The following is a 16560-nucleotide window of genomic DNA, read 5'->3' as shown; positions in this document are numbered from 1 at the left end:
TGGGGGTGTGGACGGGGGGAGCGAGCGTGAGGCCGGCAGGGATGGCTAATCCGCCCGCGGCGGACGCTGGGTGGAGTGGCGTTGGAGGGAGCGGCGGGTGTTGCTCCAGGCGCACGAATCCGCCGGAGGCGGGATCGCGTGGCACGCTGCCCAATCCTATTTTCTTCCGGGAAGGGGGCCGTCGGGGCCGCCGAATGCGTCGAGGGGCTGGATGATGAAGAGTCCTTCGGCTTCGGTGAAGAAGGCGCCGCTTTGCAGATCGTAGATCTGGCCGAATGTGTAGACTTTCCGGTCATCCACGCGCTCGACCCGGCAGGTGACGCCGCGGACGACGCCGAGCGGGAGCTTGCGGCGGAAGTTGACGGTGATGGTGGCGGCGACGACGGGGTGGCCGGCGTGCCAGGCGGAGAAGCCCATGGCCTCATCGAGCACGGCGGCCATGCCGCCGCCGTGGGCGTGTCCCGGGGGCCCTTCGGCGCCGGGCCCGAACCAGACCAGCGCATGCAGGACGGCGGGGTCGGCTTCTTCGTAGTAGTGGACGATCAGGCGATCGCCGGCCGTCTCGCCGGAGACGAAGGAGCGCCCGGTCCCGAAGCTCCGGGGAAACTCGGCGGGTTTCCAGCCGGGCAGCGGAACGAAACGCGGCGGGCTATCGTGCGCGGCGGCCATTCAGCGGGCGGTCGCGTGATCGGCGAGCATGCGCCGGGCCATATCGCGGACCTGGTGGGCGGTGGCGGGGCCGACGGACATGGTTTCTTCGTAGTAGTCGTCGCGGAAATCGTAGGGCGGGATCATATAGCCGAGCTGGTCGTTTCCGAGGCCGACGAGCATGCGCGGGTAGCCGTCCATTTTCTCCAGGATCTCGAAGCTGACTTCGGGCAGGAGCTCGCCGGGAAGCGTGATGAACTGGGCGGTTCCGACCTGCACGTAGATCATGTCCGTCACCACGCGCCCGTCGTGCAGCGTGCGCGGGCCGCTATCCATCAACGCCCGGAAGGCGGGGTTGGTCAGCGGAAGCTCCAGGCGGCGGGCCTCGGCGTGGAAGGTGAACTCGGCGGGCGGAATTCCCTCGTGGACGAGATCCTTGACGATTTCGGCGAGCTTCAGGCCCATTTCGCGGCTGCTTTCCTGGGTGCGCTCGGGGTTGTCCCCGCTGATCATGCCGCCGAGTGCGCCGTTGAGGAATACTGGCTGCCCGAGGCCGTCGGCCTTCATCTGCTCGCAGAGGTAGCCGGGGAAATCGGCGCCGATCATGCCGGGCGCCTCCAGGGACTCGACGTGGCAGGCGAAGTGAACGAGGGTGGCGATGGGGGCGCCGTCCGTGTCCAGGGCCTGGACGGTGGCGATGGTCGGGTCCATTACGCCGGGGTTCCGGGCGTTGCGGATGAGGCCCATGACGCGCCCGCCGTCCATGGGGAGTTCGCGCGCGGCCGACAGCAGCTTCCCGACCGGGCGGCGGTTCTCCCAGGCCTCGCGGATGCCGTCGATGGTGCGCTGCTGGATGTGGGCGATGTATTCCGCGGGGTAGAAGCCGTAAACGCCGGTGGTGTCGCCGGCGGCGTGGTTGTGGGACATGCCGAAAATCGTGTGATCGATGCCGAGGGCGCGCGCGCCGTCGCGGATGACCTGAACATCCGGGTGGCCCATGCCGAATACGTCGGAGCCGACCAGGGCGACGGCCTGATCGCCCCGGGAGAACACCAGGATGCGGGATTTGAGGTCGTCGTGGACGGTGTACTTGACCGGGCCAAGCCAGTCGGGGCCGGTGGGCGTGATGACAACTTCGGCGGCGCCTGCCTGGAGGCCTTCGAGCTGGGCTCCCGGTCCCGCCGGCGGCTTTGCCCAGCGCAAATCGACAAAATCGCGCTCACCCGGCGGCACGCGGCGGTGGCCATGGGGCACGTAGTTGACGCCGGTGGTGTTGCCTGCGGCATCGGTGCTGAAGCGGAGGCCGCGCTCGCTGTAATCGAGCAGTTGCCAGGTGTTCATTCGGAGGTGGTATTCGGGATCGCCGAGCTTCGCGCGGATCTCCGCCTCGGTGGCGTAGCCCTCGGGGATGGTGGCGGCCTCGATGCTGCCGAGGCCCCCGGTGGAGAGGTTGCCGAGCATATGGACGACATCCCACATGCCGGGACGGCCCTCGGCGGGGTAGTACATTTTGTAGTTGTACCAGCGCGTGGCGCGGGCGGGCTCGCCGAGCGTGGCTTTTACGGCGGCCAGGTCGTCCTGGCCGGGAAGGAGCCCATGGTAGCGCAGGGGGGGCGGCTCGGCGCCTTCGACGGCTTTCCACTTGACCGTCTGGGCGAGGCCGGGGGCGGCGATGGCGAGCGCGACGAGCATGGCTATGGCTTGGCGCGGTATGGTCATTGGCGGGATCCTCCTTGCCGGCTTGCGGGCCGGCCTGGCGGCTACTATAGCATGGCGATGGCGGCGGCGCACCCTGCCGAGGGAAGGGCCAACAGGGACAGCAGGGACGGCAGCGACACAAGGGACATAAGGGACAGCTCGGGCGGCTGGGGCGATAGGGCGGGCTTAGAAGCCTAATTCGAGCTGGGCGCCGCCGGCGGGGCGGAAGTGATCGGTTCGGAGGTCCCAGGCGCCGGGCTGGAAACCGAGGCGTTTGCAGAAGACCTGAAACAGGTGGGCGACCTGGTCGGCGTGGATGCCGGTACCGCGCATGCGGGTTCCGAATTCGGCGCTGTAGAGGGCGCCGCCGCGCATGGACTGGATCCGGTGGAGCACCTTGTCTTTGCGATCGGGAAAATGCTCGGCGAGCCAGGCGTCGAACAGGGGGGCGACGGCGTGCGGGAGGCGGAGCATGACGTAGCCGGCATGGCGCGCCCCGGCGTCGCGCGCGGCCTGGAGCAGGGCGGGGATTTCGTGGTCGGTAATGGCGGGGATGACGGGCGCGACGAGGACGCCCACGGGAATACCCGCCTGGCTCAAGCGGCTGATGGCCTCCAGACGCTGCGCGGGCGACGAGGTGCGCGGTTCGAGTATGCGGTTGAGCGCAAGATCGAGCGTGGTGAGGGAAATCATGACGCCGGCGCATCCGTCCGCGGCCATCTCGGCGAGGATATCGATGTCGCGACAGACGAGGCGATTCTTGGTTACGATGCCGACGGGATTTCGGAATTTCGCGAGCACTTCGAGGCAGCCCCGGGCGAGTTTCATTTCGCGTTCGACGGGCTGGTAGGGGTCGGTGACGCCGCTCATGGCGATGACCTCGGGTTTCCAGGAGCGCTTCGAGAGTTCGCGTTCGAGCAGTTCCGCGGCGCGGGGCTTGTAGAAGATGACGGATTCGAAATCGAGCCCCGCGGAGTAGCCCATGTATTCGTGGGTTGGCCGCGCGTAGCAGTAGACGCAGCCATGCTCGCAGCCGCGGTAGGGATTGATGCTGACATCGAAGCCGACATCGGGGCTGCTGTTTCGCGCGATGATGGTCTGGGAGGCGTCCTCCAAATAGGTGGTTGGCACACGCGCGGGCCCCTCGGGCGCGTCCTCCCCTTCGTAGGCGGCGGAGCGGTCCTCAAAGCGGTTGTCTGGATTCCACCAGGTTCCCCGCCCGGGGATGGATTCATCGTCGCGCAGCCGAAAGTTCATGGGGTTCACCTGTCCCCAGCATAGCGCATACTGAATAAATTTTCAAGCGTCGTTTTCGCCAAAGCGGCGGATCATTCCGTTGACGGCGTCGAGCAATTCGTGCATGTGGTAGGGTTTCTGGAGGAAGCCGTCGAAGCGGACGCCGGCGAAGCGGTTTCGGGCGTCGACACCGGCATATCCGCTGCACAGGACGATCGGAATATCGGCGCGGATGCTTCGCAATGCGCGCGCAACTTCGTAGCCGTCGCGGCGGGGCATGCTCATATCGAGGAGGACCAGCGCGAGGTCGTCGCCGTGGGTGATGTAGGCTTCCACGGCCTCGTCGCCATCTTTCGCGAGGACCACGGCGTAGCCGTTTTGCTCGAGTATGGTTTCGCCGATGGCGCGCATCATTTCCTCATCATCGACGAGCAGAATCCGGGCGCGCCCGTCGCGATCGGCGAGCAGGCTTTCGGAGAGTCCGGTTTCGGCGGGGCGCGTCACGATTTCGTCGACAATGGGCGGGAAATGTATGCGGACGGCGGTTCCTTCGCCCTGAAGGCTGAGGACGCGAATGGCTCCGTGGTGCGCGCGCACAACGCCGAGCGAGGCCGCCAGGGCAAGCCCGCGGTCGCCCAGCCGGGGCAGGCGCGAGAGTTCGTAGAAGTGCTCGGCCACGTCCTGGTCAAGGCCGGGTCCGGTATCGCGGACCTCGAGGTAGACGCAGGGGCCGGGGGTCAGGAAATCTTCCGGATGCAGGGTCGCGAGGTAGTCTTCCGTGGCGTCGAGCAATCCGGTGGATATCCGGATGGTTCCGGGCCCGCCGCCCAGGGCGTCGGAAGCCCCCGCGACGAGGTTGGCCAGGACGTGTTGCAGTTGTTCGGAGTCGCCGGAGACCTCGGGCAGGCCCTTGGCCAGCGCAAACTCGATGCGCACGCCATGGGGCCGGGTGGACTCCATCAGGCCGCGCAGTTCGTCCACGACGCGGGAGAGGTCGAGGTTGTCCACGACGTACTTTCCGCCGCCGGAGTAGGCGAGCATCTGCGCCGCGAGGGAGGATGCGCGCGAAGCGGCCTTCTGGATTTCGCCGCAGCAATGGTTCAGGAGCGGCTCGCCGCTGGCCTCGAGGGCGATGATGTCGGTGTTGCCCATGATGACCGAGAGGTAGTTGTTCATATCGTGGGCGATGGCGCCGGCAAACACGCCGAGGCTGTCGAGGCGCCGTGTGTGGCGGATATGCTCGATGAGTCGCGCGCGCTCCCGCTCGAGCGCGGCGCAACGCGTTTCGAGCTCGGTGAGGTACCCGGGCGCGCCGGAATTCTGATGCCCGTCCATCTCGTTCACTTAGACCGCCTGTTCCGTCCTTTGGGGCCGAAGCCCCTGGCGGGGCCGGATCCGGAGCGGTGCTGATGCTTCTGGCGGCCCGCTCTGGGGTAGCGCGATCCGATCAGCGACTTGCTGGCGTCCGGGTACGGTCCCACAGGTTCTACATTCCGTTGAGTTTCAAAAGCATATCAGAAGATGAAGTTCAAGACCGCCCCTGCCGCGCGCCATGAACGGCGGCCCCCAAAGCCCCGCTTTACGGCCAGTATACCGGAGCGCAGGCGGCGGCTCAAGCGAAAAGTGAGGCGTCAATCGCATTTAGAGCCGAGCGCCGCATGAACCACCTTCAATGTTAAAAAGGGCGCGCGTTGGAGCGCTGGCATTTCGCCTGCGGCGAATCCCCGACCTTGCCGGCACAGATGCCGGCGCTCCAAAACGCTCACTGTCGTTGATTCAAGGTTCCAAATCGACTCAAGTTTACGCCCATATACCGAGATCGAGTTTAAATGCGATTGCCCTGCGAAAAGTGAGGCGTCGCCGGCCAGGCTGGGCTGCGCGGCGGGTTGAAGGCGGGCGGGTTTGATTGTTCTAATGGGCGGTGGAAAGACCAACCATGCATCGAGGGAGAACGCCCATGATCCACTCCAGCCGCACCTGGCTCCTTTTTCCGATTTTGGCCGCCGCCCTTGCATTTACGCCGATCGCCGGGGCGACCGTGCCCGAGGACTTTCTGGACGCGCTCCGCCCGGAGCATCCGCGATTGATGCTGACGGGGCCGCAGCTTGAAGCGCTGAAGGCGCGGGCGGAATCCGACCCCGACCTGCGGCGCATGTGGGGGCAGGTTCGGGAGACGGCGGATGGGTTGATGGGGGCGGAGCCGCTGCGGCATGAATTGAAGGGGCCGCGCCTGCTTCACGTGAGCCGGGCGTGCGTGGGCCGAATTTATCCGCTTGCGCTGGCGTGGCGCTGGACGGGCGAAGCCCGGTACGCGGAGGCGGCGGTGGAGATCCTGAAGACAGTCTGCGCTTTTCCCGACTGGAACCCCTCGCACTTTCTCGACACGGCGGAGATGAGCCATGCGGTGGCGATCGGCTATGACTGGCTGTATGACTTCCTCGACGAGGAAACGCGCGCGGAGATCCGGAGCGCGCTTATCCGCCTGGGCCTGGAAGAGGGCCTGGACGCCTACAACCGGGAGCGGCCTCCGCACTGGGTGACGTCGGCGTTCAACTGGAACCAGGTTTGCCACAGCGGGTTGCTGATCGGCGCGCTGGCCATTGCCGAGACGGATCCGGCGTACGCGGAGGCGATCCTGCCGGTGGCGGTGGAAAACCTGCCGAATGCGCTGAACTCGTACAATCCGGACGGCGTTTGGACGGAGGGGCCGGCCTACTGGCACTACGCGACGCGGTATACGGCGTATGGGCTTTCGGCGCTGGAGAGCGCACTGGGGAGCACCTTCGGCCTGGCGGAGACGCCGGGGCTCGCGACTACGGCATGGTTTCCCCTGCTGACGACGGGGCCGACCGAGCTGTACCTGAATTTTGCGGACAGCGGGCAGAACAGCCGCCGTGGGCCGATGCCGACGCTTTTCTGGCTGGCGCGCACGTACGACCTGCCGGGGGTCGCCGCGCTGGAGCACCAGTTGCTTGAGGCCGAGACCGCCCAGGCCATACACCTGATGTGGTACACGCCGCGGGCCGCCTCCGGGACGGTTGAGTTGCCGCTGGACCGGGTCTTTGAGAGCACGGTTCCGGTGGCGGTGACCCGGAGCGCGTGGAATGATCGGCGGGCGCTGTTTGCGGGGATCAAGGGGGGCTACAACCAGGTGGCGCACGGCCATCTGGACCTTGGGAACTTCGAGCTGGACGCGCTGGGGAACCGGTGGGCGCGCGATCTTGGGTCGGACAATTACAACCTGCCCGGGTACTGGGACAAGAAGGCGGGAGGCAAGCGATGGGACTATTACCGGTTGAACTCGCTGAGCCACAACGTGCCTTTGATTGGCGGCGCGGGCCAGGATCCGAACGGCACAGCGGCGATCGTGGGGCATGGCGCGGACCACGACGGCAGCCACTTTATTGTCGACCTGACAAAGGCCTACACGCAGGCGGAGCGGGTTACCCGCGGGCTACGGCTGTTCGGGCAACGGCGCGCGGCGCTGGTTCAGGACGAGTTCCGGCTGGATGATGCGCTGCCGGTGACGTGGGGCATGACGACGGACGCGGTGATCACGATCCATGGCCCGCACAGCGCGTCGCTCGAACAGAATGGCGAGACGCTGCGGGTTGACGTGCTGGCGCCAGCCAATGCAACCCTCGTTTCGGAATCAGCGGAGCGGCCGGATCCGGAGCACAACAACCGCGGGGTCAAGCGGCTGCACGTGGAGGTCCCGCCGGCTTCCGGGACGTTGACGGTTGCGGTTTGCCTGCGGCCGGTGTGGCCGGATGAACCCGAGGTTCCGCTGCCGGCGCTTGAGCCCCTGGAAGCCTGGGGCGTGGCGGCGGAGGAAAGCGCGCCATGAGCCGCGAGCGAATTGAGATTGTTGAGGGGGACTTAACCCGGCAGGCGGTGGACGCGATCGTGAACGCCGCGAACGAGACGCTGCTCGGGGGCGGCGGGGTGGATGGCGCGATCCACCGCGCGGGCGGCCCGGCGATATTGGCGGAATGCCGCGCGCTGAACGGCTGCCGTACGGGCGACGCGAAGATCACGACGGGCGGGAACTTGCCGGCGCGGTTTGTCATCCACACTGTTGGCCCGGTTTACCGGGACGGAAAACACGGGGAGCCCGAGCTGCTCGCGAGTTGCCACCGGCGCGCGCTGGAGGTGGCGGTGGAGCACGGGATCCGGACGCTGGCGTTTCCGGCGATCAGTTGTGGCGTGTATGGGTACCCGATCCCGGATGCGGCGCGGATTGCGGTGGGGACGTCCGCGGAAATTCTGGAGGGGCATCCGGAAATTGAACTTGTGCGCTTTGTGCTGTTTGGCAGGGAGACGTATGAGGCGTTTCGGGACGCGTGGGAGGCGTTGAAGTAGGGACGGTGGCGTGGAGACATTCTCAGGAATGCCTGAGCCCCTGCCTGTTGCGCCTTTTTTGTGGTTTGGGATTTCAGGTGCGAATGGTCCTGCGGTAGCCCGAACCCGCGCCGCCCCATCCGCCGAGGTCGAAGAGCACGCCGACGATGACGAGGACGAGCCCGAGGCCCTTTACCGCTCCGAACTCGTTCAATGCAATGGCGTAGAAGAGGGTCGTGAAGGGCATGAGGAAGAAGCCGAGCAAGGGGATGAGCATGGTGTCGAATGCGCGGGAGCCGTAGCCGGTGAGCCATACGAGCACGAGGGCGACGCGCGGGAAGAAGAACCCGAGCACGGTAAAGAGACAGGGCATGGCGAAACCTCCTATTTCCGGAATACGATCAATGCGCCGGCGACAATAGCGAGCGCCGCGAGAATCAGGTCGCTTCCGATGAACCGCAATCGTAACAGGGCGGAGATTTGCGTGGCCAGCAGCCAGACGCCGAGCAGGGTGATTCCGAGGTTTCGTGTCCAGTTTATTTTCATGCCGCACGGCTCCCTTTGTTGTGTTTCGGCAAGGTCGTAAGGGAGGTAACAAGTGACGGATGCATTTTATTCCGCGGGGAGTGGACGGCAGGGACCCAAGGGACGGCAGGGACGGCAGGGACCCAAGGGATGCAAGGGCCGCGAGGGGCTGGGGAATTGTCGGCTTGATGCGGGGCTCTTGTTGGCGTAGAGTAGAGGGCGTACAGCACGGGATGCGCGCTGGCGCAATTACAGAAGGAACGACGCGATGCGCAAGATGAACCGCCGCAGTTTCATGAAGACCTCCGCGGGCGCGGTAGCGGCCTCGCTTATGTACGCGGGCGCGAGTCCTGCCGAGGTGAAGGCTTTGCAAGCGACGACGCTCCGCCCGCTGGGGAAGACGGGCCTGTCCACGTCGCTGCTCGGCATGGGCACGGGGACGGTTTCGTGGAACAAGGACTCGGCGCAGATCCGCGCGGGCAAGGATGTGTTTGTGGACACGCTGGTCCATGCCTATGACGAAGGCATCCGCTACTTTGACCTGGCCGACATGTATGGTTCGCATCCCTACATGGCGCAGGCGATGAAGAAGGGCGGGATGAAGCGCGACGAACTGCTGCTGCTGACGAAGACGGTGAGCAAGACGGCGGAGGAGACGCAGGCGGACGTGGATCGCTTTTTGCAGGAGACGGAGACGGACTATATCGACGTGGTGCTGCTGCACTGCATGACGGAGGGAGACTGGGATGTGAAGATGGCGCCCTGTATGGAGGTGCTGTCCAAGGCGAAGGAGGCGGGCAAGATCCGCGCGCTTGGCGTATCGTGCCACAACCTGGACGCGATGAAGACTGCCTCGAAACACGAATGGGTGGAGATAATGCTCAACCGCATCAACCCCTACGGCGTGAAGATGGACGGCACGCCCGAGGAGGTCACGGCGGTGCTGCAAACCGCGTGCGACCATGGCAAGGGAATGCTGGGGATGAAGATCCTGGGCGAGGGCGAGATCGTGGACAAGATCGAGGAGTCCCTGCGTTTTGTGATGGGCCTCGGCTGTGTGCATTCCTTCAACATCGGCTTCCTGAACGGCGGCGAGGTCGACGACACGATCCGCCGGATCAACGCCGTGACGTGACGCGGCTTCGCCCGTTCAGTCGAGCCACGCGGGCGGGCGTTTGTCGAGGAAGGCGCGCATGCCTTCCTGGGCCTCGGCGGTTTCGCGCATCTTCGCGTGAACGCCGTGGGCCATGTTGAGATCGGCGCCGAGCGGGTGATGCCAGAGCGCATCGAACAGGGCCTTGGTTTCGCGGATGGCGCCGGGCGGCGCCTTGAGCAGGCCGTTGATGCAGCGCTCCACGGTCGCGCCGAGCATGTCGGCGGGCACGGCCTGGTTGATGAGTCCGAGCTCAGCGGCGCGTTCCGCACTGATGGACTCGGCCAGCAGCAGGAGCTCGCGCGCGTGCCGTTCGTGGAGCTGGCGCCGCAGAAAGGTCATCACGAGGCCGGAGACCATCCCCCGCTGGACTTCGGGAAAGCCCAGGGTGGTGTCCATGGACGCGATGGCGATGTCGCAGGCGGCCATCAGCCCGGCGCCCCCGGCGAGCGCGGCTCCGTGGACGGCGGCGACCGTCGCGCACGGACAGCGGTAGACGCTTTCGAGCATGGTGCGCACGAGTTCCACCGAGGCCCCGCTCATGGAGGAGTCCTGCGCTTCGCGGAGGTCGAGACCGGAACAAAAGGCGGGCCCCGCACCCTGGAAGACAAGCACCCGCTGCCCATCCTGTTCGGATACGCGCTTTACCGCGCCGCAGAGGGCCTGCATGAGCGGCACATTGAGGGCATTTCGCTTGTCTGGCCGGTTGAGCGTAAGAACAGTGACGCCGGGGCGCGGGCTATCTTCTAGAACGAGACTGTTCATGGCGGCGGATGCTCCTTGGTAAGGCGGACCGGAGACCCCCAGGCGCGCCGATCGCGCCAACAGTTCCCCGGTATGCTCGTGTCTCATTGTAGTTCGCGAACGACCGCGAGGGCAATCTCCCGAGCGGGGTCCGATTTGTCCGTAGCCCGCCACGGCGCGCCCTGGTAAGGGTTCGCCCATGGACAACACGCGGCGGTGTTGTATATGCTTCGGACGTCCGCCGCCCGGCTGTAATGCGCCAGGATTGGCGAAGGCCGGCATCGCAGCGGTGTGATGCCCGGTTTCCCAAGAGGCCGGCCCCGCGGGCAGCTTTTCCAGAATCGCGTGCTTCCCGGTGGAACAGAAGAGGTTTATATGGATTTTCACCTCGACAGCTCTTTCGCGGAGATTGCGGCCATACTTGGCCTGGCGACGGCGTTGGGTATCGCGGGGCAGAAACTCCGGCAGCCGCTACTTATCATGTTTCTGGCCGCGGGCATTCTTGCGGGGCCTTCGGCGCTGGGGCTGCTTCGAAGCCACGGCGAGATCGAGCTTCTGGCCGGCATGGGGATCGCGCTGCTTCTTTTCATCGTCGGCATGCGGCTGGACCTCCACCTGATACGGACGACCGGCGCCGTCGCGCTTGCGACGGGCGTGGGCCAGATCGCCGTCACTTCCGGGGTTGGTTTCGTGATCGCGATCGCCATGGGGATGAACGGCGTCAGCGCGGCCTACGTCGCCGTGGCGCTGACTTTCTCCAGCACGATCATCATCGTCAAGCTTCTTTCCGACAAGAAGGAGATCGATTCCCTGCACGGGCGCATTGCGGTCGGCTTTCTGATCGTACAGGATTTTGCCGCGATTATCGCGCTTGTCGCCCTGACCACGCTCGGCGGCGCCCTGCCCGATGACGGCTCCAGCACAGGAGCGATGCTTGGGATCGCCTTGAAGGGCGCGCTTTTTCTGTGCGGCGTTGTCCTTCTTGCGCGCTTCGTATTGCCTCGGCTGCTCCATGCCCTGGCCCATACCCAGGAATTGCTTGTCCTATTCGCCATCGCGTGGGCCGTGCTTCTCGGCGCCGTGAGCGATCAGCTCGGTTTCAGCAAGGAAGTCGGCGCTTTTCTTGCCGGCATTGCGATCGCATCCACCGAGTACCGCGACGCCATCGGGGCGCGGCTCACCAGCCTTCGGGACTTTCTGCTTCTTTTTTTCTTTATCGACCTGGGCGCGCGCCTGGAATGGGACGCCGTCGGGGCGCAATTTGGCAACGCGCTTATCTTCTCCCTGTTCGTACTGGCTGGGAACCCGTTGATCGTGCTCGCGATCATGGGCGGGATGGGATACCGGCGGCGTACGAGTTTTCTGGCGGGATTAACGGTTGCGCAGATCAGCGAGTTTTCGCTCATCGTTGCGGCGCTGGGTGTGAGCCTGGGACATATCACTCCGGAAACGATGGGGCTGGTTACGCTCGTGGGCGTAATCACAATTTTTGCGTCAACCTATATGATCCTGTACTCCCAGAACCTGTACCGCCTGCTGGCGTCTCCGCTGCGCGTATTCGAACGCAGCAATCCGGCGCGGGAAGAAAGAGGCGAGCATGTGGACAATAGCGCGGTTTACGATGCGATCATTCTGGGGCTTGGCAGCTACGGAAGCGCGCTCGCGGAGCACTTGATCGAGCGCGGCCGTCGCATTATGGCCGTGGACTTCGACCCGCAGGTGCTGTCCGCGTGGCGCGCGCGGGGCGTCGATGTGCGCTACGGAGACGCGGGCGATCCGGAGTTCCACGAGCACCTTCCGCTGGGGCAAACACGCTGGGTCGTCAGCACGACGCGTTCGCCGGATCTGGATTTGGCGTTGCTCAGGCTGCTCAGCCAGCGCCGCTACGAGGGCAAGATCGCGCTGGCGGCGGTCCACGCCCGGGACGCGGAACGGTACCGCGCGGGGGGCGCTCACGTTGTGCTCCAGCCGATGGTTGACGGGGCGGAGCTGGCGGCGGACGCGCTCACGCAGGCGATGGATGTGATCCCGGTTGGACTGGAATGGCCCATTGGCTTCCGGGAGATTCGGGTAAAAGCGTCGTGCGCCCATGTGGGCAAGGCGCTTTCGGAAATCCCCCTGCCGACGGCGTCGGGCGCATCCATCCTCGCGGTAAGCCGGGCTGGCCGCGTCCATTACGAGCCGGGGTCCGATTTTCGGTTGTATCCGGGCGACCGGCTCGTATTGATGGCCCCTCCGGAGGTAATTCGGGAGGCGCAGGCGGTTCTGGAGGAGGCTTCCGAAGTGGACAGCGATGTGGGCGAGCTCCGGTTTGAGGCGACGGAGGTTCTGGTCCCGCCGGGGGCGACGCAGATCGGGCAGAGCCTGGCGGAGCTCCGTTTCCGGGAGACTTATGGCGTCACCGTGGCGGGCCTGGCGCGCGGATCCGAGCGAATATTCCCCGGCCCGGATGAGCGCCTGCGGGCCCGCGATGTTCTTGTTGTGATTGGTCTCTCCGAGGCCATAGCCCCGTTCAAGCGCCAGCCGTGGCTGTAGCTTGCGGCCAATACGACCCCGGGCCTGGCGCGCCACCACGGGTGGGACGCCAGGCCCGGCTTGGATTGGACTGTCTTTACCTTTCAGGCTCGCGGGGCGCAATCCCGAGTGCCGCGCCCGCGTTCGTGCATGTTGTCAGAAAGAGTCTCCCTTAACCAGGGCCACCGGGAGCGACGCCGATCACGGCGATTCCCAGGTCTGATCGAGATGCGCTTCCTTCGTCATGACGAAGGCCTTGCTGCCAATGGGCTGCGGGTACTTAGCGAATTCCACGTGCCCATCCATGTAGAGGACATTCGCGCCGCCCGGAATGTGGTTGAAGTTGTCGGTATTCCGGATGGCGCCTTCGAGCGAGAAGGAGTTGTCCCACATGATGGCGGCTTCCGATTGCGCACTTGCGCTGGCGCCGGGGTTGTTGATGTCCGTAATGGCGAAGCGCTCGGCGCCTTCGCGCAACGGCTGCGCCGTCACGACGCGCCCGTCGGTCATTGTGAAGGTGGCGGGCTGGCCCATATTCGCAAGCAAGCCACGGCACTGCGCATGAACTTCGCCGGCGGTAATGACGGGTTTCGCGTCCAGCGATTGCGCGCTGGCGCCGTGGGCGAGGGTATCGCCAAAGACGATGGCGAAGTCGTCCACGGTGCGGAACCAGGAACCATCCACCATGTAGCCCCAGTAGTTGTAGGACCAGTACCCGCCATGGTAGTAGCAATTCAGCGCGGGGTCGTAGATCGCGGGGTTACAGTGCCTGTTGCCGCCGTCGGAGTGGGTCACTTTGTTCTTCACAATCGGATCGTCGGTGGCGTTCCAGCCGAAACCGATGGTCCGGTGCATCTTGGCTCCCTGCGGGCTCCAGAGATAGTTTTCCATCTGCGACTTGCCGTAGTCGCCATCGGAGGGACAGAACTGAATCTGGATGTCCGACAGGTATTCCGGATATACATGCTCGGTGGCATAGGCGCGTTCGAGCGTCACCCCGCCACCCTGCGGGCCGTTCGGGTAATCCTGCCAGTAGCGGATGCCGCGCGGGGGAAAGAGTTCGCCCTTGCTCTCGCTGGCGTACATCTTGAAGATGATGCCGTGCTGCTTGAGGTTGTTCTGGCAGCTCGCGCGCCGTGCGGCTTCGCGGGCGCGGGCAAGTGCGGGGAGCAGGATCGCCGCCAGGATGCCGATGATGGCAATAACGACGAGCAACTCGATGAGTGTGAAGCCCGCCAGCCTGTTGCGGCGGGGTGCTGATACAGGAAACATGTATTACCTTCCTTTCAATACGATATGCACAGTTTACCTATGGAAAAGACATTATGGTGATACTAGTTGCAGGAGAGCCAAGAAGACAGATCATGTGTCAATCGATATGGAAGAAACACACCCGAGAATCTGCCGCATGCCGCCGCAACTACCTGAAATGACTACAATACAGCCATCGGCAACCCTCCTTTCAGCATCCGCCCATGAAGTGAAGGGTAAAAACTGCCGCACCCTCTTTCGCCAGGCGAATGCGCACCACGCTCCGCGATGCCTTATTGCCCTCGTGCTTCGCAACGTCGGCAGCGAAGCTGTTTGCTTATCGTTGCACGTTTGCGCTTATTTGTCAACGGTTTTTTTCACGCACCGCAACGACAATTTTCTGGCGGCGCTAGCGGCGCATCAGTTCCGCTGTAAGCCGTTCAGGATTAAACCGATACAGGCGCGCGGCGCGATACTGGGGGAACAGGGGCGCCGCCGCGCCGAGGAGGCATGCCAGGGCCGGCGGGAGCAGCCCAAGCATGGCGAAAGCGAGCAGCACGGCATTGATCCCAAATGCCCAGAAGAGGTTTTGTACGATTTGTACATAGGCAGAACGGCCCAGCAACGCGAGCGCCACGAGCGCGCCGAGATCATGCGACTCGATGGCGGCATCCGCGGCCGCGGCCGGGCCTGACGCCCCCAGCGTTATCTCCAGTCCCGCCTCCCCTCCTTCGGGGGGCGGATCATCGCCACGCACGCGGCCAACCACACCGATGGTCTCCTTTCGGAGCCGCTCCAATTCTCTTGCGCGCGCTTCACCGGAGACCCCGGCCAGACTTCTCGCTATCCCGCACTGATCGGCGATCACCCGGGCGGTTCCCGGGGTATCGCCGGTGACGAGTACGGGCTGCACGCCTATTCGCGCGAGCACCTTGATTGCCCGCACCGACTCCGGGCGAAGGCGGTCGGCAATGGCGAATGCGGCGACGGCTTTTCCCGCATGGGCAATCAGTATCGGGGTCCGCCCCTCGTGTTCGATGCGGTATATGGCGTGCTCCAGAGCTCGAAGGTTGACGCCTTGGCCAGCGAGCCAATCCGGGCGTCCCACCAGCACGAATGCGCCATCGACGAGGCCCTGGACGCCCTCTCCCGGGACCAGCTCGACGGATTCCAGGACATCGGCGGCGTGCGCGTCCTCCTCCGCGGCGCGGGCCACGATTGCGCGGGCCAGCGGGTGATCGACGTCACTTTCCAGCGCGGCGGCCCAGGCGAGAGCGTCTCCGGCGGCATAGCCCGGCGCGGCGACCACTTCGAGTACTCTGGGCTCTCCTCGGGTGAGCACACCGGTTTTTTCAAAGCACAGGATGCTGAGATTACTAAGCTTTTCCACGGCGGCGCCCGTGCGAAGGGCCATTCCGCGCCGGAGCCCCTCGCCACCGGCCGCGAGTGCGGGGGCCGGGGCCGCGAGGGCGAGCGCGCAGGGGGCGGATGCCATCAAGACGGCGACAGCGGATCCGATCGCCGCCGCGACGCCGCCGGCATCCGCGGGAACACGCCAGGGTATCCAGGGGCGCGCCCAGCCGCCCAGCGCATCCATCAGGTCCGGGATTGTCAGCCAGATGAAGGCGCTCAGCGCGGCGGCGCCCGGAACGAGCAGCAAGAACACGGCGAGTATCTGGCCCGCGAAGGCGTGAATGGGTGGCTGCGCACACTGGCCGGCCCAGACGGCCGCATCGCGATCGCCGCCCGACATCATGGCTGTAGCCGCCCGGGCCCGCGCCCGCAATTGAGCGAAGGCGCCGGCGAGATGGAAGGCCATCAGCACGCCCGCCACGCCCGCGAAGCCGGAGAGCCGGATACCGGCCAGATCCGGAAGCCCGGCAACCCAGCAAATGAGGGCGCCGATGGCAACGAAGCTCTCGCGCCCCGCCGCGCGGTCCCGCAGCATGCGCCAGCCCGTCGAAACGATACGGCGTCCCGGCCCGAGGAGGATCGCGAGGGCGAGGGCGGCCTCCAGCCACAGGGCCGGGAGGTGCGGGAACAGCCCAGTCTCGCGGGCCACGGCCAGCAGCAGGATAGGAAGCGCAATGGCGGCGGCGCGCTTCAGGCGCCGGAAGGCATCCCGCGCGTCGTCGGCGAGTTGTTTCAAGACCGCCTCCCGGTCGAATTCGGACGCCGGGCGCGCCACGAGTCCCAGGCGCGAAACGGCCGATACGACGGTCTCGCCGCCGAGGTGCGCCGGGTCGCCTGTGAGCACGAGCTGGCCCGTCATGAAGCTGGCGCGCGCGGAGGCCACGCCTTCCAGGGCGGCGAGGACGGTCTCCAGATGGCGCGCGTTGCCGGCGCCGGTCATGCCGCCGATGCGGTAGACGTACGTCTGGCGCCGCGGCGGGGAGGCGGGATCGCCACTCATGATCTGTTCCGTGACAGGAGCGCGCGCTCCCGTTGCG

The 16560-nt window shown here is 65.5% G+C and carries 13 protein-coding genes and 1 pseudogene; 4 read left to right on the top strand and 10 right to left on the bottom strand.

Features of this window, described 5'->3' with window-relative positions; genetic code table 11:
• Positions 1–156: 156 nt before the first annotated feature.
• From KF886_06070 to KF886_06055, 4 genes are all read right to left on the bottom strand, one after another.
• Positions 157–669 carry a PaaI family thioesterase gene (locus KF886_06070; GenBank protein MBX3176902.1) on the bottom strand — a complete coding sequence of 171 codons (513 nt, stop codon included), beginning with the start codon at positions 667–669 and terminating at the stop codon, positions 157–159.
• Positions 670–2367, bottom strand: coding sequence for a hypothetical protein (locus KF886_06065; protein ID MBX3176901.1), 1698 nt, complete (start codon positions 2365–2367; stop codon positions 670–672).
• A gap of 165 nt (positions 2368–2532) precedes the next feature.
• On the bottom strand, positions 2533–3603 hold the full coding sequence (locus KF886_06060) for a PA0069 family radical SAM protein (GenBank protein MBX3176900.1): 1071 nt from the start codon (positions 3601–3603) through the stop codon (positions 2533–2535).
• A 42-nt stretch (positions 3604–3645) separates the two neighbouring features.
• Positions 3646–4926, bottom strand: a complete 1281-nt coding sequence (locus KF886_06055; protein MBX3176899.1) for a response regulator — start codon at positions 4924–4926, stop codon at positions 3646–3648.
• A gap of 592 nt (positions 4927–5518) precedes the next feature.
• Between KF886_06055 and KF886_06050 the strand changes: the two genes are divergently transcribed.
• Together KF886_06050 and KF886_06045 are read left to right on the top strand one after the other, a co-directional pair.
• Positions 5519–7429, top strand: a complete 1911-nt coding sequence (locus tag KF886_06050) for a heparinase II/III family protein (GenBank protein MBX3176898.1) — start codon at positions 5519–5521, stop codon at positions 7427–7429.
• A complete protein-coding gene (locus KF886_06045; GenBank protein MBX3176897.1) occupies positions 7426–7944 on the top strand; it encodes an O-acetyl-ADP-ribose deacetylase in 519 nt (172 codons plus the stop codon). Before KF886_06050 ends, KF886_06045 begins: the two co-directional genes overlap by 4 nt.
• 73 nt (positions 7945–8017) lie before the next feature.
• On the opposite strand, the gene KF886_06040 is transcribed toward KF886_06045, so the two are convergent.
• Together KF886_06040 and KF886_06035 are read right to left on the bottom strand one after the other, a co-directional pair.
• A complete protein-coding gene (locus KF886_06040) occupies positions 8018–8296 on the bottom strand; it encodes a hypothetical protein (protein MBX3176896.1) in 279 nt (92 codons plus the stop codon).
• Positions 8297–8307: 11 nt separating this feature from the next.
• Positions 8308–8469, bottom strand: a complete 162-nt coding sequence (locus KF886_06035) for a hypothetical protein (protein ID MBX3176895.1) — start codon at positions 8467–8469, stop codon at positions 8308–8310.
• Between the two features lie 247 nt (positions 8470–8716).
• Between KF886_06035 and KF886_06030 the strand changes: the two genes are divergently transcribed.
• Positions 8717–9583 (top strand): aldo/keto reductase, encoded by an 867-nt coding sequence (locus KF886_06030; protein ID MBX3176894.1) that lies wholly within the window; start codon positions 8717–8719, stop codon positions 9581–9583.
• A 15-nt stretch (positions 9584–9598) separates the two neighbouring features.
• Here the strand turns inward: KF886_06030 and KF886_06025 are convergent, their stop codons facing one another.
• On the bottom strand, positions 9599–10366 hold the full coding sequence (locus KF886_06025) for an enoyl-CoA hydratase/isomerase family protein (protein MBX3176893.1): 768 nt from the start codon (positions 10364–10366) through the stop codon (positions 9599–9601).
• Positions 10367–10720: 354 nt separating this feature from the next.
• On the opposite strand from KF886_06025, the gene KF886_06020 reads away from it, so the two are divergent.
• Positions 10721–12880 (top strand): cation:proton antiporter, encoded by a 2160-nt coding sequence (locus KF886_06020; protein MBX3176892.1) that lies wholly within the window; start codon positions 10721–10723, stop codon positions 12878–12880.
• Positions 12881–13060: 180 nt separating this feature from the next.
• On the opposite strand, the gene KF886_06015 is transcribed toward KF886_06020, so the two are convergent.
• From KF886_06015 to KF886_06005, 3 genes and pseudogenes are all read right to left on the bottom strand, one after another.
• Positions 13061–13750 (bottom strand): hypothetical protein, encoded by a 690-nt coding sequence (locus KF886_06015; protein MBX3176891.1) that lies wholly within the window; start codon positions 13748–13750, stop codon positions 13061–13063.
• Positions 13751–13771: 21 nt separating this feature from the next.
• A pseudogene (locus KF886_06010) lies at positions 13772–14131 on the bottom strand (DUF1559 domain-containing protein).
• Between the two features lie 388 nt (positions 14132–14519).
• Positions 14520–16523 (bottom strand): heavy metal translocating P-type ATPase, encoded by a 2004-nt coding sequence (locus KF886_06005; protein MBX3176890.1) that lies wholly within the window; start codon positions 16521–16523, stop codon positions 14520–14522.
• Between the last annotated feature and the right edge of the window lie 37 nt (positions 16524–16560).

Source organism: Candidatus Hydrogenedentota bacterium, from assembly GCA_019637335.1.
In the GTDB taxonomy this organism is placed as follows: Bacteria; Hydrogenedentota; Hydrogenedentia; order Hydrogenedentales; family JAEUWI01; genus JAEUWI01.
This window is presented reverse-complemented; position numbering and strand designations above follow the sequence as displayed.

Bases quoted from the DNA above. Each gene is read 5' to 3' on its own strand.
- KF886_06030 (MBX3176894.1), top strand. From the start codon at position 8,717: ATGCGCAAGATGAACCGCCGCAGTTTCATGAAGACCTCCGCGGGCGCG.
- KF886_06045 (MBX3176897.1), top strand. From the start codon at position 7,426: ATGAGCCGCGAGCGAATTGAGATTGTTGAGGGGGACTTAACCCGGCAG.
- KF886_06025 (MBX3176893.1), bottom strand. From the start codon at position 10,366: ATGAACAGTCTCGTTCTAGAAGATAGCCCGCGCCCCGGCGTCACTGTT.
- KF886_06040 (MBX3176896.1), bottom strand. From the start codon at position 8,296: ATGCCCTGTCTCTTTACCGTGCTCGGGTTCTTCTTCCCGCGCGTCGCC.
- KF886_06005 (MBX3176890.1), bottom strand. From the start codon at position 16,523: ATGAGTGGCGATCCCGCCTCCCCGCCGCGGCGCCAGACGTACGTCTAC.
- KF886_06020 (MBX3176892.1), top strand. From the start codon at position 10,721: ATGGATTTTCACCTCGACAGCTCTTTCGCGGAGATTGCGGCCATACTT.
- KF886_06035 (MBX3176895.1), bottom strand. From the start codon at position 8,469: ATGAAAATAAACTGGACACGAAACCTCGGAATCACCCTGCTCGGCGTC.
- KF886_06070 (MBX3176902.1), bottom strand. From the start codon at position 669: ATGGCCGCCGCGCACGATAGCCCGCCGCGTTTCGTTCCGCTGCCCGGC.
- KF886_06060 (MBX3176900.1), bottom strand. From the start codon at position 3,603: ATGAACTTTCGGCTGCGCGACGATGAATCCATCCCCGGGCGGGGAACC.
- KF886_06065 (MBX3176901.1), bottom strand. From the start codon at position 2,367: ATGACCATACCGCGCCAAGCCATAGCCATGCTCGTCGCGCTCGCCATC.
- KF886_06015 (MBX3176891.1), bottom strand. From the start codon at position 13,750: ATGGAAAACTATCTCTGGAGCCCGCAGGGAGCCAAGATGCACCGGACC.
- KF886_06050 (MBX3176898.1), top strand. From the start codon at position 5,519: ATGCATCGAGGGAGAACGCCCATGATCCACTCCAGCCGCACCTGGCTC.